The following is a 22836-nucleotide window of genomic DNA, read 5'->3' as shown; positions in this document are numbered from 1 at the left end:
GTCCGGACGTCGCGCCGGTCCCGGGGTGGTTCGGTCGTGGGGTCAGGTGGTGACGGCGTACCAGACGGCTCCCGTGAGGCCGGCCGCGAGCAGCAGGACGAGCAGCGCGGAGCCGATGCCGTACCCCAGGTAGAGGCGGCGGGCCCGCGCCGGATACGCGGCGGCGGCCGCCCGGTCGCGCATCCGTAGCCGCAGATACCCCGAACTCGCGGGCGCCAGCCGTGTCACGCGCAGGCCGTGGCCGAGCATCGTGTAGCCGTCCAGCGGGGGCAGCGGCAGCAGGTTGACGAGCGCCTGCGCACTGCCGAGCAGCAGGAGCGCGCCGAGCGCGCGGCGGGTGGGCTCGCCCTCGGGCAGCGCCGCCCACCAGCCGAAGAACGGCAGCAGGAACAGCAGGTTGGCGAAGGCGCCCGCGCAGGCCACCGCCACCTGGTGCCGACGCCGCGCCAGGAAGCGGTAGTTGTCGACCACGCAGTACATGATGGCGACGGGCAGCCGCCACCGCAGCCCGATCTCGCCGACGGTCCCGCCGAGGTGGCGGGCCGCGATGCCGTGCGCGAACTCGTGCAGCGCGGTGCTCAGCCACATGAGGGTGGCCACCGCCAGCAGGGGCGCCGGGTGGCGCAGCAACCACCCCAGCCCGTCCGCCAGTTCGGCGAACGAGACGGCCAGCGCGGCCTCCATGGCCAGGCAGCCGAGCAGCAGGACGACGAGCACCACGGGGTGCAGCAGCGGGCGCAGGGCCCGGTGCAGCCGGGCCGTGGCGGCGTCGGCGTCCGCGACCAGCCGCAGCCTGCCGCGGAGCAGGGTGCCCTCCAGCGGGCCGCCGGGCGGTGCGGGCGCGGCCGGCGGCGGCCCGCCGGCGAGCAGCCGGCGGGTGCCGAGCAGGGCCAGCAGCTGCTGCCAGTTGCCCTCGCCGAGCCGCCGCCCGAACGCCTGCGCGTACGCGGCGCCGATCTCGGCCAGACTGCGGGAGCCGTCCAGCCGAGAGACGAGGAAGAACTCCTTCGGCCCGATCTCGAACGAGGCCCCGGACACCGGGTCCTTGACCAGGTGGACGGTGGCGGCCCCGTTGAGCAGCGGCGCCGACAGCAGGACGTCCGGCCGCAGGGCGGGCCGGTGCCCGAGCAGTCCCGCCGGGCCGGGCGCGGGGGAGGGGCCGGTCACGGGGCGACCGCCGCGCCCTCGGGCACGCCCTCGCTCTCGCGCAGCACCCGGCCCAGCAGATGGGCCAGGTACGCCTCGTCGCGGATGGTGACGTGGAGCCGGTTGTTGGTCATGTGCATGTACGGGGAGAGCAGCAGCGGCAGTGCCTGCGCGGGATCCGTCACCCGCTCGTCCCGGGCGCCGTCCCAGGAGCGGAACACCAGCTCCCCGGCGACGGCGAGGGCCTCGGCGCGCTCGCGCAGCTCCCGGCAGTGCTCCGCCCAGCCGGCCAGGAACGCCGGGAGCCGGCCGGTCTCCCCGGCGGCGAGCGCCCCGCGCACGGCGGCGAAGCGGCGGCCGAGCCCGGGGGCGGTCTGCCCGTACGTCCGGTCGTACTCCTCGGACCCGATGAACCCGGTGCCGGGGAAGGCCCGGTGCCAGAACTCGTAGTACCGGTCGAGGTATCCGGCGAGTTCCCCGCGCTCCGGCAGGAAGACGCCCGCCATGACCATCATCAGCTGGGCGGAGGTGCCCAGCAGGACGGTCCGCAGGTGCAGGTTCATCCGGTGCAGGGCGTCCATGACGAGGTCGCTGGAGCGGGCGAAGTGCCATTCGGCGAGTTCGACGCCGGCCGGGCCGCCGTACTTGCCGAATTCGGGCTCGTAGGGCTCCCGGGCGTACGAATTGTTGGGCCGCAGGTTCATCCGGCCGTCCGGGCCCATGAAGGCGGCCCGGTCGCCCTCCGGGAACTCGATGTCGAACAGCGTGTTGTAGAACTCGTTGAGGAACCCGGAGTCCACCTCGTAGAGGGCCGGGCGGGCCTTCAGGAACGCGGCGACGGCCTCCTCGGCGCGGCGCCGCACCTCGGGCCCCGCCTCGGGCGTGACGGGGCGCAGCCGCAGGCGTACGTGCGGCCCCTCCAGCCAGTAGTTGATGAAGAAGTGGCCGGCGAGCAGGCCGTCGGCGGTGAGTTCGGCGATCAGCGGCCGCACGCACCGCGTCAGCAGGGGCTGCGGGTTGGCGGCGTAGAAGATGTGCAGGGCCTGCCATGCGCCGCGGGTGTCGGTGCGGCTGTCGGTGCGCGCGCCGGTGGGCGGGGTCATCTCGGACATCGGGTGCCGCCTTCCTGGTCTTGGATGGTTGAGGTGAACGTCTCGACGGCCAGTTCGGCGACGTGGGCGCCGCGGGCCGAGCGCACGTGCGGGCCGTCGGGGCCGGGGAGCATCTCGCGGAAGACGACCCGGTGCGCCGGATCGCGCAGCAGCGTCTCGAAGGCCGCGAGCGAGAGGAGGCTCGCGAAGTCGACGTACTGCGGTTTGGCCCCGGCGGCCGACGGGCCGGCCGAGACGGTGGCGAACACCTGCTCGGGCAGGCCGTGGGCGCGCCGCCAGCGCTGCCAGTCGAGGAAGTGCCCGGCCTCCCGCGCCCCCTGGACGGGCAGGGCGCCCGCCGTGGTGGTCCAGCTGCGCCGGCTGAGGACCACGTCGCCGTGGACCACCCGGGGCCGCGTGGTCACCCGGTCGTGCGCCGCGCCCTCCGGTACGCCCGCCCACACGTCGAGCGGGGACATCGACGACGGGGACAGCAGCAGGAGCGTGCGCGGGATCGCGGGCAGCGCGAGCGGCACCAGATAGCCGAGGTAGACGGGGATCACCTCGCGTCCCAGCCGCCGGGACCGCAGCACCACCCGCCCCGTCGCCGGCACGTGCTCGGCGTACAGGTCGTCCAGGTGCAGCCGGCGCTCCGGCGGGAGCGTGCCGCTCTCGCCCGGGCAGACGATCTCGTAGTCGGTCAGCTCCCCGTGCAGGTTGAGGTTGGTGGTGACCGGGCCCCCGGTGACCTCGGCGAATACCGCGCCCGGCGGGGTGACCCGGCGGGCCGTGTCCCGCAGCCCGGCGCAGAAGCCGGCGCCCGGCGCGTCCGCGGGCCCCGGCCCGCCCTGCTCTTCGTACACGTGCGTGAAACGGCTGAACGGGAAGGCCAGGCCGCCGTACGAGCGGTTCAGGACGGTCAGCGGGGTGCCGTCGGCGGGATCGCGGGCGAACTGCAGGTGGTGGCAGCGCGGTGCGAAGTCCGGTGTCACCGGCGCCAGTTCCGCCGCCACCTCGGCCAGGTCCGCCTCGTCGAGGCGGATGCGGTCCGCGTCCGCCCCGTCCGCCCCGGCCGCCCCGTGCGCGGCCTCGTACGCCGACCAGGCCCGCCGCATCCGGCCGACGAACGCCCGGCGCGCCGCGTCCAGGGCCCGGATCCCGGGCAGGCCCAGCCAGTTCTCCTCCGCGACGTACTCGCCGCGCTCGTCGAAGGGCCTGCGCCGGGCGGTGAACGACAGGTACTGGTCGTAGAAGTCCTCGTGGAAGTCGTGCACCAGCCCCAGGAGGTCCTCGCAGCGGCCCCCGGAGCCGTACCGCGCGGCGAAGAACCCCTCGAAGGTGATCCGCCCGGCCAGCGTGAGGTCGAAGGCGGGCAGGATCCGCTCGACCGAGCGCAGCGCGGTCCAGTCCGGGGGCGCGCAGGGCAGTTCGTGGCCCGCGCTCACGTCCTCGTACAGCAGGGTCTGCGGCAGGGCCGTGTCCGGTGCGCCGAGCTCCTCCCACGCCCGGTGCAGCCCGCTGCGCAGTTCCCGCAGCAGCCCGGCCCGTTCGGCGTGCCCGGCCTCCGGATAGCCGGCCAGCGCCGCGGCGGGCGCCTCCAGCAGGGCGGCGAGCCGGTCGGCCCAGGGCCGCTCCAGCGAGGTCAGCGACCGCTGGAAGGAGCGCAGCGGGTCCCCGCCGTGCACCTCGGTGTCCAGGCAGGGCACGCGCACCATGCCGAGCTGGAGGAGGGCGGCGACGTACGCCTCGCACTCGGCGGGATCCGCGGCGTGCTCGGCGGCCAGCCAGTCGGTCAGCTCCCGGTGCCGCAGCTCGGGCCGCCCGGCGAACAGGGCGAGGAGGCGGTCGAGCGTACCGCTGCGCCGCAGGAAGAACAGCCGGTCCTTGACCGCGTCGAAGGTGACGGCGGCCGTGTCGTCGCCCGCCGTGACCGAGCGGCGCACGTAGCGGATCCGGTCCTCCTCGTGCCCCCAGCCCGAGGCCAGGCGCAGCGGCAGGTCCCGGCGGCGCACGGGGTCGGCCAGGATCAGCTCGGCGAGCCGCGCGAGGACCACGACGTTGAGGCGGACGTGACTGCTCCAGGCGTCCGCGACCCGCGCTGCGCCGCCCGGTGCGGCATCGCCCGTGAAACGGCCGGTCGCCACCCCGGTGAAGGTGCTGAACGGGCTCGTCTTGCAGGCCGTCCGGTACACGTACGAAAGGACCGACCGCTCGGCCTTGCGGGCCCGCCCGCCCGGCACGCCCTCGGCGCTCGCGTACCCGTCGAGCTGCTTCTCCAGCACCGGGGAGGCCAGCAGCAGCCCGTGCCGCAACCGCTCGTCGGTCAGCAGCTCGCGCAGCGCGGCCCGGTTCCCGGCCAGGTCGGCGGCCAGCAGCGGCGGGCCCTCGGCCAGCAGTTTGTCCAGGAGCCCGCGCCGGTGCAGCCAGCCGGCGAGGTGCTCGGCGGCGTCCTCGTCCACGGCCGCCACGGCTTCCACGGCCGTCTCCGTCGACGCGTCCCGGCGGGCCGGCGGCCGGCCGTTGTGGATCTGGCGGCGCAGCCGCAGCAGCGCGCGCCGCTGGGCGGCGCCCGGGCCGTCCGGCGCCGGATCGGTGGCCCCGACGGCCTCGTGGAGCACGTCGCCCAGCCGCTGCTCGCCCTTGCGCAGGGCCGCCTCGGCGGTCAGGACCTCCTCGGCCCAGCGCCCGGTGTCCGGGGCGCGCAGGGCTTCGACCGCGGACAGCGGAAGTCCGGCGACCCGGAGCATGAAGCGGTCGCCCGCCTGCCATTCGGTGGTGTTCATCCTCGCGCTCCCCTCAGGCGATTTCGTGACGGAAGTCGGCCGGGCGCGGGCGGTCGTGCCCCAGCAGCATGATCAGCAGGGGCGCCTCGTCGGTCCCGGTCAGCCCCAGCTCCTCCCGGTACGAGATGTTGTCGAAGCCGAGCGCCACCCCGGCGCCCAGGCCGAAGGCCGCGGCCGTGGTGTAGAAGGTCTGGGCGACCGCGCCGATGGTGGCGCCCACCAGCCGGTAGCCGCGATCGCCCACCGCGTCCAGGACCGCGGTGGTGCGGACCGTCGGGACGATCACCGCGCCGGCCTGCTCCAGGTTGTAGTTGGAGAGGAAGTAGTTGCGCTGGAGGAAGGACCCGGGCGGCCCCGGCACCCTCAGCCGCAGGGTGTGGGAGGCCGGATCGTAGGCGTACGCGCCGGGCGCGATGCCCTCGACGTGGTTGACGAACGCGTACAGCGAGGTGAGCGGGGGCCCGCCGGGGCGCTCGGCCTCCGTGCCGTACGCGGTGGCCGCGCAGTCGGCCAGAGCGGCGGCGAACGGCCCGGCCGCGAGGGGACGGGAGGCGTCGAACCGGCCGAAGCTGCTGCGGCGTTCGCGCAGCGCCCGCCCGGTGGTGACCGGTGGCGCGGGGGGCGCGGGCAGCGGCAGCGGATCGCCGCCCCGGGGCGGGAACGCGGCGGCCGCGTCCAGCGCCTCCGGCGCGGGGCGGTCGGAGGCCCGGCCCGCGGTGGCCTCGTGGATGCGCAGCAGCGTCTCGAACACGAGGACACGGCGGGAGCGTTCGACGTCCCGGTGCCGGACGGCCGGGGCCGCGACCGGGGTCGGGGCGGGGGCCGGGGCGGGGGTCTGGGTCGCCGCAGGGATCGCGGCGGGGGCCGCGGCCGGGGTGACGGCGGGCGCCGGGGCAGCTCCCGCTCCGGACCCGGGCGCCCCGTCCCAGGTCAGGGGCACCACCGCGAAGATCCCCTCCTCCTCGGGCGCCACGCCCAGCAGCCGGGCCAGGCGTTCCTCGTCGAACCACAGGACCGGGTCGATCCGCAGCCCGTACCGCGCGGCCCACAGCCGCCACGTCTGCACCAGGGCGCCCACGTCCATGCTCACGGCGTGGAAGGAGAAGCTGTTGTACTTGAAGGCGTTCTGCCAGTACTTCACCCCGAGGACGAGGTAGTGCGTCGCCGCCGCGGCCGCGCCGGCCCCCGGACCGAGGGCCGACCGGACCTCCCCGGTGACATCGCCCGCCAGCAGTCGGCGCAGCCCGTGCTGGTGCGGCGCGTAGTGGTAGAGCCCCGGGGTCAGCGGCCCGCCCGGGCCCGCCGCCCAGTGGACGGACACCGGGTAGAGCCCGCCGCCCGACGCGGTGCCCCGCGACCAGTTCGCGTGGGTGTAGTGCGGCAGCGCCGCCAGGTCGGTGTTCGCCTGGACCGCGAGCCGCCGGCCGGTCAGCCCGTACGAGTCCCGGAGCATCCCGGACAGCAGCGGCAGGGTGAACCCCCGGACCGCACCGGCGGCCTGCTCCGGCGGCTCCGGCGATTCCGGCGTCTGCGGCAGCGGCAGGGTCTCGGCGTCCGGGTGGAACTTGGCCTTGCGGGGCCGGTCGGCCCAGTCGGGCACGAAGTCGGCGGGCTCCATCGGCACCCGGCCGCGGTGCATGATCTCGTGGGCGTAGACATGGGCGTAGCCCATGGGTCCTCCTACGTTCGGGTCGGACGCCGGTCGCGGCGGCCGGGTCAGGGGAAGGGGTGGGGTGCCGGGTTCAGGTCGCCGGGCTCCAGCGCGCGCTCGCGCAGCCCGGCGGTGAACAGGCCGGTCCGCATCCGTGGCATGCCGAGCGCCCGCTGCCGGGACCACCCGAAGTCGATGGGGAGCAGCCCGGGGACGAGCACGCTCACCGTGTGCAGGCCGAGCGCCCGCTGCTCGGGCATCGTCTGGTCCACGACCACGACGTCGAAGCCCTCCGCCGTGACCGCCGACACGCACCGCTCCAGATCGGTGCGCACGTCGTCCGACGCGGCCGCACCCCACCGGTCGGGCCACTCCAGCTCGGCCACCGTCCGCGTCGGCCCCCCGCCCGGCGCCCGCAGCAGGAAGTCCGCGTGCCGGCCCATCTCCGGGACCCCGTAGACGAGCGGATGGTCGTGCAGCGCCGTGACCAGAGCGAAGTCGGCCGCCATGGCGCGCAGCCGGGCCTCGTCGCGCTCGGTGCGCCCCGGCAGGTTGACGGCGTCCGTGGCGATCTCGCAGAGCGCCGAGTCCAGGGCCGACTCCGGGTCGAGACCGGCTCCCGCCCCGAAGCACATCCGGCCGGTGCCGCCGTCGAAGCGCTCGGCGACCGCCGTCACGACGGGGATCGGGAAGGTGATCCGGGTGTCGAAGAACCGGGCCCGGTAGCCGTACATCGCCAGCCGGTCGACCATCGCGCGCGTCGCCGGACGGGAGCTGCTCGCCGGGTCGATCTCGGGCAGCGGCTGCCGCCCGTACCAGGTGAGGAGGAAGGCGTCCCGCTCGACGACCTCCATCAGGGCGAAGTACACGGCCTCGGCCGCACTGCCGCCGGAGGCGCAGCCGTTGGAGCTCTCCTGCACGAACCGGTTCTCCAGGCCGGGCGCGTGGTAGTACGTCAGGATCTCCGGCACCAGCCGGGGCACCCTGTCGCGCAGCGACCAGCCCCACACCCAGGCGATCTCCCGGTCCGGGTCGAAGGGGCGCACGCGCGGGTTCTGCCGGTGGAAGGCCTCGCTGTACAGGCCCACCTCCCGCGGGTCGACGGCATCGGCGCCGAACCGCGTCAGCGGACCCGTGACGCTCGTGGTCCGCGACCGCGCCCGCATCCCGGCGTAGCGCTCCAGCCCCTCCAGGACCCCCACCTGCCCGCTGCGGGTGAAGGAGTCCGTGTGACCGCCCCAGAACGTCTCGCGCAGGTACTCGCCCGAGCGCATCGAGAAACAGCCGATGGTGGCGGAGGTGGTGGTCGAGGAAACGTCCTGGACGAGGGAGGGACCCAGCGCCCCGCACAGCGGGTTGGCGAAGGCCGCCACCTCGATCCCGTACGACTCGACGGGGCGGGTACGGAAGACACCGGGCCGGTACTTGGGCGCCGGCGGCAGGTCCAGGGCGGCCCCCGCCGCGGTGTCCGTCTCCGGCGCGGCGCACGCCGGGCACTCGGGGTCGGGAACCAGCGGATAACGGCGTACGGAGCCGGTCCGCAGGTCCAGGAGCCGCACCTGGGGGAAGGCGCCCCCGGGGGAGGCGGCGCCGGGCGCCCCGGCGGCGGTGATCAGAGCGGCCAGCGCGTCGGCGGCGAAGGGGTGCGCGTACGGCCAGTCACCGGCGGCAAGGGTGCCGCCGCCCAGCTCCAGGGCGTCCCGGAGCGCGACGGACCGCACGGCCTGCCAGCGGCGCTCCAGACACCGCGCACAGCCGCCGGGCGGCCCGACGACCGCCTGGTGGCCGTACAGGTGCACGGGCACCGGGGCCCGGCTCCCACCGGGTCCGGGGGCGGGGCGCGCGAAGGCGTCCGCGGTCCCCAGCGCCGACAGCGTCACCCTCGGCCCGCCGAGCGCGCCGAGGGCACGCTCCAGCAGCGCGGTGAAGCGGGCCGCCGCGTCGGGGCCGAGCGCGTGGATGACCTCGGGGCCGACCGCGACCCGGTCGGAGGGGACCCGGTCAGTGGTCATCGCCCGGCTCCTGGGCGCAGGTGAGGAGCACTCTGGCGGTGTGCAGTCCGGCGGAGGCCAGGTCGGCGGAGCCGGTGGGGACGACGTAGGCGTCACGGCCCGCCGCGCGCAACCGGTCCAGCACCCCGGCCCAGTCGGCGGCGACCGGGTTCCCGTGGGCGTCACCGACGTCGGCGGACAGCGTGAGCGTGCGGGCGTCGAGGTCCCGCAGCAGCGGATCACCGGTGTCGGCGGGAGTCCCGGAAGCGGCGGCGTCGCGCTCGTACTGCACGGCGCCCAGCAGGTCCCGCAGGGCGTCGGCCGTCGCCGTCCGCCGGTCCAGGCCGGCGCCCACGGCCCAGCGTTGCGCCGCCCGTGCGAGCAGCACCTGGACCCCGGACCGCGCGGACTCGCCGAGGTCGAGCAGTTCGACGGTGATCCCGAGGCGCTCCGCCGACCGTACGAGGAAGGCGAGTTCGGCGTCGGGCGTCCCGTCCGTCAGCGCGACCGGCGCGGCCGCCGCCCCGCGGACCGCGCGCAGCAGCGCGTCGTGGGCCAGCGCCGACAGCAGGCCGGCCGCCGCCGCGTCGGCGGGCGAAGGGCCCGCGCCGGCGCCGGCGCGGGTGCGTTCGAAGAGCCGGTCGCCGTTGTGCGGCCCGAACGGGCGCACCGCCGCCGCCGGAACCAGCGCGGGTTCCTTCGTGACCAGCGAGACGGCCCGCTGCCAGGCCCCGGCCGCACCCGGCAGACCGGAGGCGAGGGTCAGCGAGGCCTCCGCGACCGCCCCCTCGGCGCGTGCCACGACACCGCGCGCCGGGACGACGTGCTCGGCGTACACGAGGGCCGCGGCGTCCAGCGCCCGCATCCGCGCCCCGGCGACGTGGTGGACGTCGAAGGCCGCGACCGCGCGGGGGCCCGCGTGGCCGACGCCGAACTCGACCACGCTCAGCTTCAGGGGGATCTGGGTGAGCGGCTCGTCCGCGTAGCGCGTGAAGACGCCGGTGTACGGACGGACCAGTGCGGAGCGCCGGTTCAGCTCCTCCACCAGCTCGTCCGCCTCGCGCGCGGTCTCCAGGGCCGGCAGGGCGGGCGCCCCGGAGGTGCCCGCCTCGGTGAGGGCCACGGGCACCGGGGCCTCCCGGGCCGCCGCCTCCTCGGCCGGGGCGCAGAACGGGCACCGCGGGTGGACGAGGAGCGGTTCCGCGGTGACGTCCAGCGAGGCCATGTCCTGCACGATCACCTGGCCCGCGGTCTCGGCGGGCAGTGCTCCCGAGGCGGCGCGGAAGACCTCGTAGCCCAGGAGGTTGCCGATCATCGCGGCCAGCGGCCGGCCCGGCTCGGGACCGGCCGCAGCGGGGCTCCCGGGTAGCGCCAGCGCGCTCCACAGTTCGGCGGCGGCCGCGGTGTCACGGCCGGCGGCGCCGCCGAGCCGGAGCGCGGCGCAGGCCCAGCAGCCGGCGGCGCCGGCCGTCATCAGGGGGCCGATCACGGCGTCGGAGCCGTACGACCAGGCGGGCAGCAGGATGCGGCCGGCCGGGATCCCGGCGCGCAGCAGCGGCAGCAGCCGGGCGGGGGCGGTCCGGCCGCCCGTGACGACGACGAGGTCGTAATCGGCCAGTTCGGTCCAGCCGGGCTGCCGCCCGTCGGCCGGCGCCAGTGTGCGGAGCTCGACGGGGCAGCCGTCGCCGACGGCCTCCGCGACCTCCGGGCCGAGCGCCGAGGTGTCGAGGCCCGCCGTCACGCCGACGGTCGCGCAGCCGTTGCGTATCAGGCTCGACGCGCACCAGCGGGCCACGTCGTCCTCGCCGAGGACGGCGACCCGGGTGCCGCGGAAGCGCAGGAACCGGGCCTCGGCGTCGTCGGCGTAGTGGTCGGCGTACGCGATCTGCGGGGCGAACCGGCGGGCCACGTCGGGAGCGAGCACCGCCTGCCCGTCGGCGCGCGGGGCGGGGTCGGTGACGGGCCGGGCGAAGTCCCGCTCGTACAGGGTCCGGACGAGTTCGCCGACCATCGTCCGCTGTGCCTCGCCGAGGCCCCGGCACAGGTCGGCGACCGAGTGCTCGCCGGTGAGGTGGGGCACGATCAGCGTCGCGAAGCGGTAGGCGGACTTGGCCGTCAGGCGGAAGCCGCCGTCGGCGTTGTGGAACAGCACGCCGTCCGGCGTCTCGGTGAACAGCACGTCGCGGCGGATCCGGGGACGGGTCGCGGCAACGGCTTCGTAGCTGGCGTGAGCCATGGGACACCCCTGGGTGCGGTCTGGGCGGGATCGGGAGGGGGAGCGTAGGGGGGAGCGGTGAGTGGGGGGAGGGGTGGTACGACGGACCGCGCGGAGGTCAGCGCGGTGCGGCCGCCGCCGGGGCCGCCGCGGTCGTCCGGTGCGTGCGGACGTGCCAACGCGCGTAGACGCGGAGGAAGTCGTGGACGCGGTACGGGCCGGGCGGCCCGTCCTCCAACAGCCCGGAGTCCACGAGCTGTTCGAGAACCGTCTCGCTCTCCCCGGCCGACGGATCGCCGTCCGCGCCGGGCCCGCCCAGCCGGAGGAACGCCTCCCGCAGGTCCGGGGCCAGCGCGTCGAGCGCCTGCCCGAACACCTCCGGCACCGAGAGCCGGGCGTCCTCCGCGAGGGCCAGCCGGGCGGGGGGATCCGCCGCGAGCCATGCCGCGCAGTCCGCGACCGACAGCGCGGGCCGGGTCAGCAAGCGGCCGGCGGCGATCCGCAGGGCGAGCGGGAAGTGACCGCAGACGGAGGCCAGTTCCCGGGCGGCCGCGGGCTCGGCGGCGATCCGCCGGGCGCCGATGAGCCCGGCGAGCAGCCCGTACGCCTCGGCGGGCCGCAGCACGTCGAGCCGGTGCACCGCGCCGCCGTGCGTGGCGACGACCGCGGCCAGGGCGCGCCTGCTGGTCACGACGACCGACGCGTCTCCCGCCGCGGGAAGCAGCGGGGTCACCTGCCAGGCGCCGGCCGCGTCGTCCAGGACGATCAGCTGCCGGTCGGCGCCGGTACCCGCACCGGCTTCGGGCAGCAGCCGGGCCGCCTCCTCGACGGTCAGCGGTGTCCCGTCGGGCCGGGCCAGCGCGAGTACGAACACCCCGCCGGGGAAGGAGTGCTGTGTCTCGTGGGCCGTCTGACGGGCCAGCGCCGACTTTCCGATGCCCGGTGCGCCCGATACGACGACCAGCCGCGGCCCTTCGGCGCAGGTGAGCCGCTCGGCGATGGCTCTTCGGGCGTTCTCGCGACCGGCGAAGGCGGGGACGGGCGGCACCTCCCGCCTCGGCCGGCGGCCGTGGGCGGGCGCGCCGCGCGGCGGCAGCGCGCGGACCCCGGCCCCGGTCAGCGCCCGGGCGGGCGCCGACGGGGGCGTCGGCGGGGCGGGCGCCAGGTCTTCGGAGCGCAGGATGGCGAGCTCCAGACGGCGCAGTCCCGGGCCCGGGTCGATGCCCAGCTCGTCGCGGAGCCGGTCGCGCACGGTCCGGTACTCGGCGAGCGCCTCGGCCTGCCGTCCGGTGCGGTAGAGGGCCTCGATGAGCTGCTCGGTGAACCGTTCGCGCACCGGGTGGCGGCGGGCTCCCTCGTACAGGTCGACCAGGACCTGATGGCAGTTGCCGGCGGCGAGTTCCAGGTCGCAGACCCTTTCCAGGACCCGTAGCCGCTCCTGTTCGAGAGCGGGGACGGCATCCTGCTGGAGCATGCGCGAGGCCACGTTGGCCAAGGGCTGCCCGTGCCAGAGCGACAGGGCCTCCCTGAGCCGGTAGAGCTCCTCTCCCGGGCCGGTCGCGGATCCCGCGCCGGCCGTGAGCGTGCGGAAGAGCACGAGGTCGAGGGTCTCGGTGTCGTTGCGCATCCGGTAACCGCCCGGCACGGCCTCGATGGTGGTCGCGGATATGCCGTACTTGGCGAACAGCCGGCGCAACCGGAGCACGCACGTCTGCAGTGCGGCGCGGGCGGTGGCGGGCGGTTCCTCGTCCCACACGGCGCGCAGCAGATAGGTGGTCGACACGACGGAGTTGGGATGCAGCAGGAGCGCGGCGAGAAGACTGGTCGGCTTGGACGGTTTGAGTACGACGGTTTCGGGCCCGTGCGCAATGCTCAAAGGCCCCAGAAGCTGGAACCGGATGATTGATCCCCCGTGTCGGGTCACGCATTCCCCCTATAGGGAGCGTGGCGGGGGCGGTGGTCTGCCGGTTCCGCGGGGCCTGTCACACGCCGGAAATAGTCCGGACCAGGCCTGCAGTCGCTGCTCGCCCCCCGTTGGGCGGTGAATGACTGGAACACTACATAACGGATCTTGTGGAAGTCGAGCCGAAGGGTGGCTTGTTCGGCGCCCGTCGGCTGTTTCTCCCTTCTCCGTAACCTGGGCGCTTCGAGGAGTTACCGTCGGTTCGTCAAAACCGTTCAGTGCTAAACGAATTACGGTGGCGGCGCCATCCAAGCACGATGTGGTGATCCAGTTAAGGTACATATCCCGCCACTGATCTGGCCGGTCGTCACCCCCCGACCGGGACGACGACCGGCCGTCAGCCCTTCACGACGGCGCGCACGTGGTCGACGCGGCCACAGTCCGCCGCCAGTTGCCTCTCGCGCTCCTGGAGGAAGGCGGCGCCCAGCTCGGCGCGGCGCTCGTCGGGCACGTTCTCCCGGGCGCCGTTGAGGATGGTCCGTTCCTCCTCGTCGATGTGGTGCGACACGGCCTTCACCAGGTCTTCCAGCCGCTCGTCCCACCTGTCGGAGCCGACCTCGGACACCTCCAGCAGCGCCAGCAGTGCCGCGTTGCCCTCGGCGTGCTCCTCGGCCCCGTGCTCCACCTCTTCGTTGTCCACGTCCTTGAACCGCTTCAGGGCGCCGTACACCTTCGCCTCCTCGGCCTCGCCGTGGGCGATGAGCAGGGCCGAAAACTGTTCGAGCGCCTTCGCGCGGTCGGATTCCACGCTCCGCATCCGGCGGAGGAGGTCCTCCATGGTGCGGTGGTCCTTGAGGATCACCGCGACGACGTCGTGCTGCACGGTCATGGTCCGCTCCTGCTCGTGTTCGTTCCGGTTACCGAAGGGGGCTCAGCGCCGCCGGCCTCCACCGGAGACCATCCGGTAGGCGAGCAGCAGGATCATCGAACCGACGATCGCGGCGACCCATGTTGACACCTCGAAGAACCCGTCGATGGAATCGACACCGAAAAGCACCTTGCCGAGCCAGCCCCCGAGGAGCGCGCCGGCTATGCCGATCAGGATGGTGATGATGATGCCGCCGGGATCTCTGCCGGGCAGCAGGGCCTTTGCGATGATTCCCGCGAGCAGTCCGATGACGATCCACGCGATGATTCCCACGACGTCTCCTCGATTTCTCCCGGCGAGCCCCGATTGTTCGTGACTCCCGTCAATCGCCGGGTGCTCGCTGCGGAGGAATCCAAACGCCCGGCATCGGGGCGGGCCGCCGGAGGCCGCTCAGCCCAGGAAGGACAGCCGTACCGTGCGCTGGGGATTGTCCCGGTTGGTGTCCACCAGCACCACCGACTGCCAGGTTCCGAGGGCCAGCTCGCCCCGTACCACCGGAAGGGTGGCGTGCGGCGGCACGAACGCGGGCAGCACGTGGTCGCGGCCGTGGCCCGGTGAGCCGTGCCGGTGCCGCCAGCGGTCGTCGGCGGGCAGCAGCGTCCGCAGCGCGTCCAGCAGGTCGTCGTCACTGCCGGCGCCCGTCTCGATGACGGCCAGCCCGGCCGTCGCGTGCGGGGTGAAGACGTTGAGCAGCCCGTCCCGGCCACGGGCGGCCTCGCTCAGGAACTCCGCGCAGGCCGTGGTCAGGTCGTGGACGGTCTCTCCGGAGCCCGTCGTCACATCGAGCGTCCGTGTGGTGAACGTGTCGGTCATACGCCCATCCTCGCCGGGAACCCCGGCCCGTACGAACCGTGGTGGCGGCCCGCACGGGGTGGGCATCCCGCGCGAGCCGCGACCACACCCGGCTCAGCCGGCGACGCCGAAGGGACTCGCGTCGAGGTGTTCGAGCAGGTCCGCGGGATCCCGGTAGACCGGGCCGGCGCCGGCCGCTTCGAGGTCGTGACGGGGAATGCCGCCGCAGAGCAAGCCCACGGGCCGCACCCCGGCCCGGGTCGCGGCCTTCATGTCCCACACGCTGTCGCCGACGAACACGGAGCTGTGCGCGGACGCGTCCGCCAGCTCCAGCGCGTGGTGGACGGGGTCCGGGGCGGGCTTGCCCCGTTCCACGTCATCGGCGCTGGCGGTGGCGGTGAGGGCGTCGTCCGCGCCGATCGCCTTCCGCAACGCGCCGAGCTCGCCGCCGCCGGCCGAGGTGACCAGGACCACGCGCCAGCCCCGGCGGCTCAGCGTGCGCAGCAGGTCGTCCGCCGCGCGCAGCCGGGGCAGGCGCTCGAAGTACGTCGCGTACAGGGTGTCGTGGGCGGTGCTCAGCGCCCCGTCCCCGCCGGTGTCCCGCTCCTCGCCGAGGAGGTGGGAGAGCAGGTCCGCGCCCGGCAGGCCGAGCGCACGGTGGATGGCGTGCATCGGCACGTCGTGCCCCGCCTGGCGCAGCGCCTCCCACCAGGACGTGACGTGCAGGTGATTGGTGTCGACCAGGGTTCCGTCCACGTCGAACAGCGCGGCCCGGTTCATGTGCCTCCTCGTCCGGAGAGGGACGCGCACGTGGGCGCCCACGCGAGAAGTCTCGCGCGGGCGCCACCGGCACGCACCCTCAGCGGGCGGGTATCACCGAATCGTCGAAGGTCCCCGCACCGGGGAGCCGGTAGCGGGCGGCGACGACGGCCGCCTCCGCGCTGCCCGTACCGGTCGCCGTGCACAGCAGGGCCGAGAGCTCCTCGATGCGACGGACCGTCCGCGGACTCCCTTCGAGGGCGTTCAGGAGGCTCAGCGTCTCGTACTCACGGACGGCGGCGGGCAGCAGTGCGGGGTGGGCCATCAGCATGGAACGGGTCCCTTCTCCGGCGGTCTGTCTCTCTGCCGGGCTTCTGCCCCGGGTTGCGCCCGCCACACGCCCGGGACGCCACGCACCGGGGGCCGGCGGCCGCCTCAGGTGTTGAGCAGGCGGTTGAAGAAGGAGCGGTACTGCTGGAGCGCCAGCCGCAGCTCCTCCGTGGCGACCTGCCCGCCCTGGCCCCACTGTCCCTCCAGGCCCTGCTTGCGGGCGGAGAAGGTCCGGGCCAGGGTCTGCATCACCTCGGCCACGAGGGCGTCGGCGGACCTGACGGCCTCCTGCGGGTCGTCCACGAACCTGCCCTGGATCTCGCTCCACGCCTTGCGGTAGCCCTCCGCGTCCGGGGCGCCGAGCAGCGGTTCCTCATCCGCCGCCGGGGCGTCCACGGCCCCGCGCTCCGTCGCCGCCCGCCCCGGCTCCCCGTCCCACTGCTCCGTCGGCGCCCGCCCCGGAGCCCCGGTCCCGTCATCCGCCTCCCGCCTGCCGGGGTCCGTCTCCCGTACGCCCGCGGCGGCATCCCGCGTGCCCGGGTCCGTCTCCCGTACGCCCGCGGCGGCGTCCCGCGGGTCCGCGGTGGCCTCACCCGGGTACACGGGCACCTGCTGCCGCTCGTCCTCGCGGGTGGTCGCCGCGGGCGCCCCCGCCTGGGGGTGGGCGATGTCCTCGGTCGTCAGCCCCGCCTCGTCGGCCCGGGCGTTCCGCTCTCCGTGGTCGCGCATGTCACCGGCTCCTCTGATCACTGAGCAACTCCTCGAACAGCGCGCGGTAGTGCACCATCGCCCCGCGGAGTTCCTCCGTCGTCGTCTGTCCCGCGCCGCTGCGCACCTTGACGTCGTGCGCGGCGCGGTAGTGCTCCACCGTGCGTCCGTGTTCCACCGACAGGTCGCGCAGCTGCCCGCTGTAGTCCTCCGTGGGATAGCCGCGCTCGCGCATCAGCCGGGTGACCAGCTCGTCGGCCTCGCCGACGGAACGCTCCGGGCGGTCCACGAACGCCTCCTGGACGCCGCTCCACTCCTCGGTGTACTGCTTGCGCCGCTCCGGCGGCAGTTCCTTGATCTCAAGCGCGTCGTGGCGCGCCTCGCGGGAGCGCAGCTCCCGCTCCGCGGCCTTGCGGCCGCCTTCGGCCTCCACCGTGCGCTCGTACTCGGGACCGAACCGGCTGCGCAGGTGCCGTCGGCGGGACCTGGTCCACAGCCCCACGGCGAGTGCGATCACCAGGACGGCCGCGATCACGATCACGGCTATGAGCATGCTGGTCGACATGGCGTGTTCTCCATCCGGGCCTCTTCAGCCCCTGCCGCGCGCCTGCCCGTGGTGCCGTCGGTCAAACCGATCGGGCCTCGAAGTCCGCGAGGGCCTCCCCGGCCCGTCGGAGTACGGAGTCGGTGCCCGCGCCGGCGTCGAGGGTGAGGCCGTCCTCGTCGGTGCCCAGCGGTTCCAGGACCTCGTACTGGGACTCCAGCAGCCGGGCCGGCATGAAGTGCCCGGCCCGCCCGGCGACTCGGGCGCGCGCCACCGCCCGGTCCAGCGTCAGGTGCAGGAACCACATCGCCGGGGCGGCCTCGCGAAGACGGTCCCGGTAGGCGCGCTTGAGGGCCGAGCAGGAGACGACGGCGCCCTCGCCGGCGCGCACGACCTCGCGGACCGCCTCCGTCAGCGCGGTCAGCCAGGGCTCGCGGGCCGCGTCGTCGAGCGGGTGCCCGGCGCGCATCCTGGCGATGTTCGCCGCCGGGTGGAAGTCGTCGCCCTCCACGAAGGGCACCCCGCGGCGGGCGGCGAGGAGCCGGGCCACGGTGCTCTTGCCCGAGCCGGACACGCCCATGACCACCACGACGGCCGGGGCCGGCCGTGCCGGTCCGGATGTCTCCACAGCGCCCTCCCGGGTGGCCCGTGAGCCGGACGGTCCGGTCAGGAGATCATCCCGGCGACCGGCTCCCTCCGGCCGCTCCTTACGCCGTCGGAGGGGTGTGGTTGCCCCGATCGGCCGAGCGGCGCGAGCCGCCCGGCGCCGCCCGGTTCCGCGCGGGCGACCGTGGTCTGCCGGTGCCGGTACGTGAGGCCAACGATGGGAGAGACGAGTGATGTCGACCGGGGACCAGACGCTCAGGGAGATGCCGCGGATCCTCAAGGGGCAGAAGGCCCTGGTGACCGGGGCCAACTCGGGCATCGGCAAGGCGACCGCGATCGGGCTGGGCCGCGCGGGAGCCGACGTGGTCGTGAACTACGTCGCCGGAGCGCAGGAGGCCGAGGCGGTCGTCGAGGAGATCAAGTCCCACGGGGTGCGGGCCTACGCCCACGAGGCGGACGTCTCCCAGGAGGACCAGGTCGTCGCGATGGTCGACCGGATGGTCGAGGAGTTCGGGACGATCGACATCATGGTGGCCAACGCCGGCTTGCAGCGGGACGCGGCCGTCACCGAGATGACGGTCGCCCAGTGGCAGAAGGTGCTGGACGTCAACCTCACCGGCCAGTTCCTGTGCGCCCGGGAGGCGACGAAGGAGTTCCTCCGCCGCGGCGTCGTGCCGGAGGTGTCCCGCTCGGCCGGGAAGATCGTCTGCATGAGCTCGGTCCACCAGATCATCCCCTGGGCGGGCCACGTGAACTACGCCTCGTCCAAGGGCGGAGTCCTGATGCTGATGCAGACGCTGGCCCAGGAACTCGCCCCGCAGGGCATCCGGGTGAACGCCGTCGCGCCCGGAGCCATCCGCACCCCCATCAACAAGGACGCCTGGGACACTCCCGAGGCCGAGAAGGCCCTGCTCCAGCTGATCCCCTACCGCCGGGTCGGTGACCCCGAGGACATCGCGAACGCGGTGACCGTCCTGGCCTCCGACCTGATGGACTACGTCGTCGGGACCACCCTCTACGTCGACGGCGGGATGACCCTCTTCCCCGGCTTCGCGACCGGAGGCTGACCCACCGCCCTCACGAGTCACCGAGGACCGCACGATGATCCCAGTACACCTCCTGGCGGACGCCCCCGCGCAACTGCTGCCCGCGCGGGAACTGATGGCGTTCACCCTGGCCATGCACATCACCCTGGTGCCGCTGGGGGTGGCGTTGCCGTTCATCACCCTGGTCATGCACCACCGGGGCCTGCGCAAGTCGGACCCCGTCGCGCTGCTGCTGGCCCGCCGCTGGTCCGCCGTGATGGCCGTGCAGTTCGCCGTCGGCATCATCACGGGCACCGTGCTCTCCTTCGAGTTCGGCCTGCTCTGGCCCGGCATGATGGGCCGCTGGGGCGATGTCTTCGGCCTCGGCTTCGGCATCGAGGCCTGGGCCTTCTTCCTTGAGGCGATCCTGATCGCCATCTACCTCTACGGCTGGCGCCGGCTGCCGCCGAAGACGCACTTCTGGCTCGGCGTACCGCTGCCGCTGACGGCCCTGATGGGCGCCTTCGGCATCATCGCCGCCAACTCGTGGATGAACACGCCGCGGGGCTTCACCCTCGACGACAACGGCCGTCCGGTGGACGTCACCGTCCAGCAGGCGATCTTCACGCCGATGTTCGGCCCGCAGTACTGGCACTTCGTCGTCGCCATGTTCATCACCGCCGGCTACGTGGTGGCCGGGGTCTACGCGGTCGGCTGGCTCCGGGGCCGCCGCGACCGATACCACCGCCTCGGTTTCACCGTGCCGTTCACCGTCGCCGCGATCCTCACCCCCGTGCAGTTCGTGCTCGGCGACAACATCGCGAGGCAGGTCTTCCTCAAGCAGCCCATCAAGTTCGCCGCCCTCGAACTGGTCTGGGACACCGACACGCACGTTCCCGAGTACCTGTTCGGCCGGCTCCAGGAGGACGGCACCATCAAGGGCGGCATCAAGATCCCCGTGCTCGACTCCATCCTGGCCGGGAAGAGTCCCGACACGAAGGTCACCGGCCTGAGCTCGGTGGCCGCCTCGGACCGTCCCACCGCCACCCAGGCGACCATCGCGCACTGGGCCTTCGACATCATGGCGCTCGTCGGCAGCGCCCTGATCCTGCTGGCCCTCTGGTACGCCTGGTGCTGGTGGCGCCACCGCGACCTGCCGAAGTCCCCCTGGTTCTTCCGCTGCGCCGCCGTGTCCGGCGTGGCCAGCGTGGTGACCGTGGAATGCGGCTGGATCAGCACCGAGGTGGGCCGCCAGCCCTGGATCGTCTACCAGAACATGCGGGTGTCCGAGGCCGTGACGCCCACCGCCGCCTCCTCCCTGTGGGCCGTGTTCGGTCTCGTCGTCGTGGTCTACCTGCTGGTCTTCGGCTCGCTCCTCGGCGTGGTGATGAAGATGAGCGGCCGTTGGCGGCTCGCCGACGCCGCGTCCGGCCCCGGACCGGCCGGGGCGCCCGCCGACGACCCGGAGACGGACACCCCGTACGGTCCGCGTCCGGAACCGGCCGGCGCCGCCCCCGGCGACCACCGAGCACCCGGGAGCGAGCAGTGACCGCGAACATCGTCGCCTGGATCCTGCTGCTCGTGATCGCCGCCTACGCGTGCGGCGGGGGAGTCGACTACGGCGCCGGGTTCTGGGACCTGTTCGCCGGAGGCGCCGCGCGGGGCAAGCGCCCGCGCTGGCTGATCGACCACGCCATGGCACCGGTCTGGGAGGTCAACAACGTCTGGCTGATCTTCGTCCTGATCCTGATGTGGACCGGATTCCCGGAGTTCTTCCAGACGGTGTTCACCGCTCTGTGGCTCCCCCTGGCGCTCGCCGCCGTCGGCATGGTCCTGCGCGGCGCCGGGTTCGCCCTGCGCAAGCCCACCCGCAACCTCGCCGGCCGCCGGATCTACGGCGCCGCCTTCGCCGTCTCCTCCCTGCTCACCCCGTTCTTCCTGGGCACGGTCATCGGCGGCGTGGCCTCCGGGCGCGTCGCACCGGGCACCGTCGCCTCGGCCCACGCCTGGGCCAACACCACCTCGATCATGGCCGGCCTGGTGGCCGTCGCCGCCACCGCCTTCCTCGGGGCGGTCTTCCTCTCCGTGGACGCCCGGCGCTTCGGCGGCACCGACCTGATCGGCTACTTCCGCCTGCGGGCCCGGATCGCCGGCGCCGCCCTGCTCGTGGTCGGCGTGATCGGTGTGACGCTGACCGACCCGCAGGCCGCGTACGTCCACCACGGGCTCACCCACGGCGCCGGACTGGCCGCCCTCCTCGCCGCCGTCGCGGCCCTGGTGCTCACCACCTGGCTGGTCTCCGGCCCCGCCTCCGGGTGGGCGCGGTACTCCTCGGTGGCCACCGTGGCGCTGCTGGTCGCCGCCTGGGGACTCGCCCAGCGGCCCTACCTGGTGCCCACGAGCCTGACCGTCCAGCAGGCCGCCGGGGCGAGCGAGCCGCTCCACTGGATGCTCTTCGTCACGGCCGTCGCCCTGGTGCTGATCGGCCCCGCCCTGGTCCTGCTGTACCGCCTCGACACCCGGGGCGTACTGGAACCCCTCACCGACGAGGACGTCGCCGAATGACGGGAGGGGACGGGGCGCGGTGACCTCCAGCCAGATCCTGGCCGGCACCGCGCTGATCGTCGCCCTCGCCGTGGGCTCCCAGCTGGTGGCGAGCCTCCTGCGGATCCCGGCGATCCTCCTGCTGCTGCCGGCCGGTTTCATCACGGGCACCCTGACCGACGACGTCAACCCCGAGAAGCTGCTGGGCGCCGCGTTCTCCCCCCTCGTCTCGCTCGCCGTGGCGGTGATCCTCTTCGACGCCGGACTCGGCCTGGACACCCACCGCCTGCGGGGCCACACCCGCACCGTCGTGGTCCGGCTGATCTGGCTCGGGGCACTGATCACCGGGGCCGCGGCGGCGCTGCTGGCCGTCCCCGTCCTCGGCATGTCGTCCGGCGCGGCCGTCATGCTGGGCGTGATCCTCGTGGTCAGCGGCCCGACGGTGGTCGGACCGCTCCTCGACTTCGTCCGCCCGAGCGAGCGCCTCCAGCGAGTCCTCGTCTGGGAGGGCACCCTGATCGACCCGCTCGGCGGCATCCTCGGGGCGCTCGTCTTCCACGGGGTCGTGGCCGGCGGGCAGCAAGGGTTCGCCAGCCAGCTCCTGGAGTTCGGCGGCAGCGCGGCCGTCGGACTGCTCGGGGGCATCGCCGGAGCGGCGGCGCTCTGGCTGCTGCTGCGCCGCCTCGACCTCGGTGAGGTGCTCGGCACGACGGTCCAGTTCGCCACCGTGGTCGCGGTGGCGGCGGCCTGTGACGCGTTCCGTGACGACACCGGCCTCATCGCCGCCGTCGTCATGGGGATGGCCCTGGCCAACCTGCCGGGGCTGGACATCCCCGCCCGGCGGCCCTTCTTCGAGACGCTGGTCTCGCTGATCATCGGCGTGCTGTTCGTGTCCATCTCGGCCACCGTCACCCCGCGGTCCCTCAGCCACGTGGTGCTGCCCGCGCTCGTGCTCGTCGCCGCCCTCGTCCTCGTGGTCAGACCCCTGGTGGCGCTGCTCTCCACGGCCCGGACCGATGTCCCCTACCGGGAGAGGTGGTTCATCGGCTGGATGGCCCCGCGCGGCATCGTCGCCGCGGCCACCGCCTCCACCTTCTCCGTCTCCCTCGTACAGGCCGGCGTCGCCGGCGCGCAGAAGATCCTCCCGGCCACCTTCATCGTGATCGTCGCCACCGTCATGGTGTACGGCCTCACCGCGCTCCCCGCGGCCCGGCTGCTCGGCGTCCGCCGGTCCGCCCGGTCCCGGCCGCTCCTGGTGGGCGGCGACCCCTGGGTGGTGGAACTGGGCGGCGCCCTGCGCGCGGCGGGTCTGGACGTACTCATGTGGGCCGGCCTCGACCAGCAGCGCCAGAGCATCGAGGACGCCGGTCTCGGCCTGGCCCCGGGCGAACTGCTCGCCGCCGCGACCGGCGCCGGCGCCGAACTCGAAGGCATCACCGACGTACTCCTGCTCACCAGCGAGGACGACTTCAACGCGCTCGCGCTGCTCACCCTCAAGGCGACGGTGAAGGGCCCCGTCCACCGCCTGGAGCCGCCCACCCGCAGCCACGGGGTCATCGCTCCTTACACCGGCGGCGAGGCGCTGTTCTCCCGCGGTCTCAACCGGCCCGAGCTGGCCCGCCGGTACGCGGGCGGCGCCCGCGTCGTCGCCCTCCGCGTCGAGGGAGGCATCCCGCCCGGACACGAGGTGCTGTTCCTGGTGCGCTCGACCGGGCGGCTCATCGCGGTCACCGACACCACCGTGCCCGTACCGGAGGACGGGGACACCGCCATCCTGCTGACCCCCGCGGCCGCGCCCGGCCGCGGGTAGGCGCGCCACG

19 protein-coding genes are annotated in these 22836 nt (G+C 74.3%); 4 read left to right on the top strand and 15 right to left on the bottom strand.

Annotated features, from left to right (window positions below; translation table 11 throughout):
- Window positions 1–42: 42 nt before the first annotated feature.
- From EES41_RS04695 to EES41_RS04625, 15 genes are all read right to left on the bottom strand, one after another.
- Window positions 43–1167 carry a peptidase M50 gene (locus tag EES41_RS04695; protein ID WP_123075911.1) on the bottom strand — a complete coding sequence of 375 codons (1125 nt, stop codon included), beginning with the start codon at window positions 1165–1167 and terminating at the stop codon, window positions 43–45.
- Entirely contained in the window at window positions 1164–2258 is a 1095-nt protein-coding gene (locus EES41_RS04690; protein WP_123075909.1) for a lantibiotic dehydratase C-terminal domain-containing protein, read from the bottom strand. The genes EES41_RS04695 and EES41_RS04690 overlap by 4 nt, the downstream gene beginning before the upstream one ends.
- Window positions 2246–5020: a lantibiotic dehydratase gene (locus EES41_RS04685; RefSeq protein ID WP_254211311.1), complete on the bottom strand. Its 2775-nt coding sequence runs from the start codon at window positions 5018–5020 to the stop codon at window positions 2246–2248. Before EES41_RS04685 ends, EES41_RS04690 begins: the two co-directional genes overlap by 13 nt.
- Before the next feature lie 13 nt (window positions 5021–5033).
- Entirely contained in the window at window positions 5034–6692 is a 1659-nt protein-coding gene (locus EES41_RS04680; protein ID WP_123075907.1) for a SagB family peptide dehydrogenase, read from the bottom strand.
- Window positions 6693–6736: 44 nt separating this feature from the next.
- The gene (locus tag EES41_RS04675) at window positions 6737–8683 is read right to left on the bottom strand and encodes a TOMM precursor leader peptide-binding protein (RefSeq protein ID WP_123075905.1); all 1947 of its coding nucleotides are present in this window, start codon (window positions 8681–8683) and stop codon (window positions 6737–6739) included.
- The gene (locus tag EES41_RS04670) at window positions 8673–10898 is read right to left on the bottom strand and encodes a TOMM precursor leader peptide-binding protein (protein ID WP_123075903.1); all 2226 of its coding nucleotides are present in this window, start codon (window positions 10896–10898) and stop codon (window positions 8673–8675) included. Before EES41_RS04670 ends, EES41_RS04675 begins: the two co-directional genes overlap by 11 nt.
- Window positions 10899–10995: 97 nt before the next feature.
- A complete protein-coding gene (locus EES41_RS04665) occupies window positions 10996–12753 on the bottom strand; it encodes an AfsR/SARP family transcriptional regulator (RefSeq protein ID WP_254211310.1) in 1758 nt (585 codons plus the stop codon).
- A 424-nt stretch (window positions 12754–13177) separates the two neighbouring features.
- Window positions 13178–13669, bottom strand: a complete 492-nt coding sequence (locus EES41_RS04660; protein ID WP_123075901.1) for a hemerythrin domain-containing protein — start codon at window positions 13667–13669, stop codon at window positions 13178–13180.
- Window positions 13670–13711: 42 nt separating this feature from the next.
- On the bottom strand, window positions 13712–13981 hold the full coding sequence (locus tag EES41_RS04655) for a GlsB/YeaQ/YmgE family stress response membrane protein (protein ID WP_123075899.1): 270 nt from the start codon (window positions 13979–13981) through the stop codon (window positions 13712–13714).
- A gap of 117 nt (window positions 13982–14098) precedes the next feature.
- Entirely contained in the window at window positions 14099–14521 is a 423-nt protein-coding gene (locus EES41_RS04650; RefSeq protein ID WP_123075897.1) for a YjbQ family protein, read from the bottom strand.
- Window positions 14522–14614: 93 nt separating this feature from the next.
- Window positions 14615–15280, bottom strand: coding sequence for an HAD family hydrolase (locus EES41_RS04645; protein ID WP_123075895.1), 666 nt, complete (start codon window positions 15278–15280; stop codon window positions 14615–14617).
- Window positions 15281–15359: 79 nt separating this feature from the next.
- Window positions 15360–15590, bottom strand: a complete 231-nt coding sequence (locus tag EES41_RS04640; RefSeq protein WP_037795297.1) for a DUF5133 domain-containing protein — start codon at window positions 15588–15590, stop codon at window positions 15360–15362.
- Window positions 15591–15694: 104 nt separating this feature from the next.
- A complete protein-coding gene (locus tag EES41_RS04635; RefSeq protein WP_123075891.1) occupies window positions 15695–16318 on the bottom strand; it encodes a hypothetical protein in 624 nt (207 codons plus the stop codon).
- Between the two features lies 1 nt (window position 16319).
- Entirely contained in the window at window positions 16320–16862 is a 543-nt protein-coding gene (locus EES41_RS04630; protein ID WP_123075889.1) for a hypothetical protein, read from the bottom strand.
- A gap of 61 nt (window positions 16863–16923) precedes the next feature.
- Window positions 16924–17421 (bottom strand): gluconokinase, encoded by a 498-nt coding sequence (locus EES41_RS04625; protein WP_164496092.1) that lies wholly within the window; start codon window positions 17419–17421, stop codon window positions 16924–16926.
- 259 nt (window positions 17422–17680) lie between these two features.
- On the opposite strand from EES41_RS04625, the gene EES41_RS04620 reads away from it, so the two are divergent.
- From EES41_RS04620 to EES41_RS04605, 4 genes are read left to right on the top strand one after another with little or no spacing between them, the layout of a single operon-like run.
- Window positions 17681–18514 (top strand): SDR family oxidoreductase, encoded by an 834-nt coding sequence (locus tag EES41_RS04620; RefSeq protein WP_123075885.1) that lies wholly within the window; start codon window positions 17681–17683, stop codon window positions 18512–18514.
- A gap of 34 nt (window positions 18515–18548) precedes the next feature.
- A complete protein-coding gene (locus EES41_RS04615) occupies window positions 18549–20021 on the top strand; it encodes a cytochrome ubiquinol oxidase subunit I (RefSeq protein ID WP_123075883.1) in 1473 nt (490 codons plus the stop codon).
- Complete coding sequence (locus EES41_RS04610) at window positions 20018–21037, top strand: cytochrome d ubiquinol oxidase subunit II (RefSeq protein WP_123075881.1); 1020 nt, start codon at window positions 20018–20020, stop codon at window positions 21035–21037. Before EES41_RS04615 ends, EES41_RS04610 begins: the two co-directional genes overlap by 4 nt.
- Window positions 21038–21056: 19 nt before the next feature.
- A complete protein-coding gene (locus EES41_RS04605) occupies window positions 21057–22826 on the top strand; it encodes a sodium:proton antiporter (RefSeq protein ID WP_123075879.1) in 1770 nt (589 codons plus the stop codon).
- Window positions 22827–22836: the final 10 nt, after the last annotated feature.

The organism is Streptomyces sp. ADI95-16 (assembly GCF_003721495.1).
Classification (GTDB): Bacteria; Actinomycetota; Actinomycetes; order Streptomycetales; family Streptomycetaceae; genus Streptomyces; species Streptomyces goshikiensis.
This window is presented reverse-complemented; position numbering and strand designations above follow the sequence as displayed.

Excerpts from the sequence above, each read along its gene's own strand:
- EES41_RS04685 (WP_254211311.1), bottom strand. The coding sequence starts at position 5,020 with ATGAACACCACCGAATGGCAGGCGGGCGACCGCTTCATGCTCCGGGTC.
- EES41_RS04660 (WP_123075901.1), bottom strand. The coding sequence starts at position 13,669 with ATGACCGTGCAGCACGACGTCGTCGCGGTGATCCTCAAGGACCACCGC.
- EES41_RS04645 (WP_123075895.1), bottom strand. The coding sequence starts at position 15,280 with ATGAACCGGGCCGCGCTGTTCGACGTGGACGGAACCCTGGTCGACACC.
- EES41_RS04670 (WP_123075903.1), bottom strand. The coding sequence starts at position 10,898 with ATGGCTCACGCCAGCTACGAAGCCGTTGCCGCGACCCGTCCCCGGATC.
- EES41_RS04615 (WP_123075883.1), top strand. The coding sequence starts at position 18,549 with ATGATCCCAGTACACCTCCTGGCGGACGCCCCCGCGCAACTGCTGCCC.
- EES41_RS04690 (WP_123075909.1), bottom strand. The coding sequence starts at position 2,258 with ATGTCCGAGATGACCCCGCCCACCGGCGCGCGCACCGACAGCCGCACC.
- EES41_RS04680 (WP_123075907.1), bottom strand. The coding sequence starts at position 6,692 with ATGGGCTACGCCCATGTCTACGCCCACGAGATCATGCACCGCGGCCGG.
- EES41_RS04630 (WP_123075889.1), bottom strand. The coding sequence starts at position 16,862 with ATGTCGACCAGCATGCTCATAGCCGTGATCGTGATCGCGGCCGTCCTG.
- EES41_RS04635 (WP_123075891.1), bottom strand. The coding sequence starts at position 16,318 with ATGCGCGACCACGGAGAGCGGAACGCCCGGGCCGACGAGGCGGGGCTG.
- EES41_RS04620 (WP_123075885.1), top strand. The coding sequence starts at position 17,681 with ATGTCGACCGGGGACCAGACGCTCAGGGAGATGCCGCGGATCCTCAAG.
- EES41_RS04675 (WP_123075905.1), bottom strand. The coding sequence starts at position 8,683 with ATGACCACTGACCGGGTCCCCTCCGACCGGGTCGCGGTCGGCCCCGAG.
- EES41_RS04625 (WP_164496092.1), bottom strand. The coding sequence starts at position 17,421 with ATGGGCGTGTCCGGCTCGGGCAAGAGCACCGTGGCCCGGCTCCTCGCC.
- EES41_RS04650 (WP_123075897.1), bottom strand. The coding sequence starts at position 14,521 with ATGACCGACACGTTCACCACACGGACGCTCGATGTGACGACGGGCTCC.
- EES41_RS04640 (WP_037795297.1), bottom strand. The coding sequence starts at position 15,590 with ATGCTGATGGCCCACCCCGCACTGCTGCCCGCCGCCGTCCGTGAGTAC.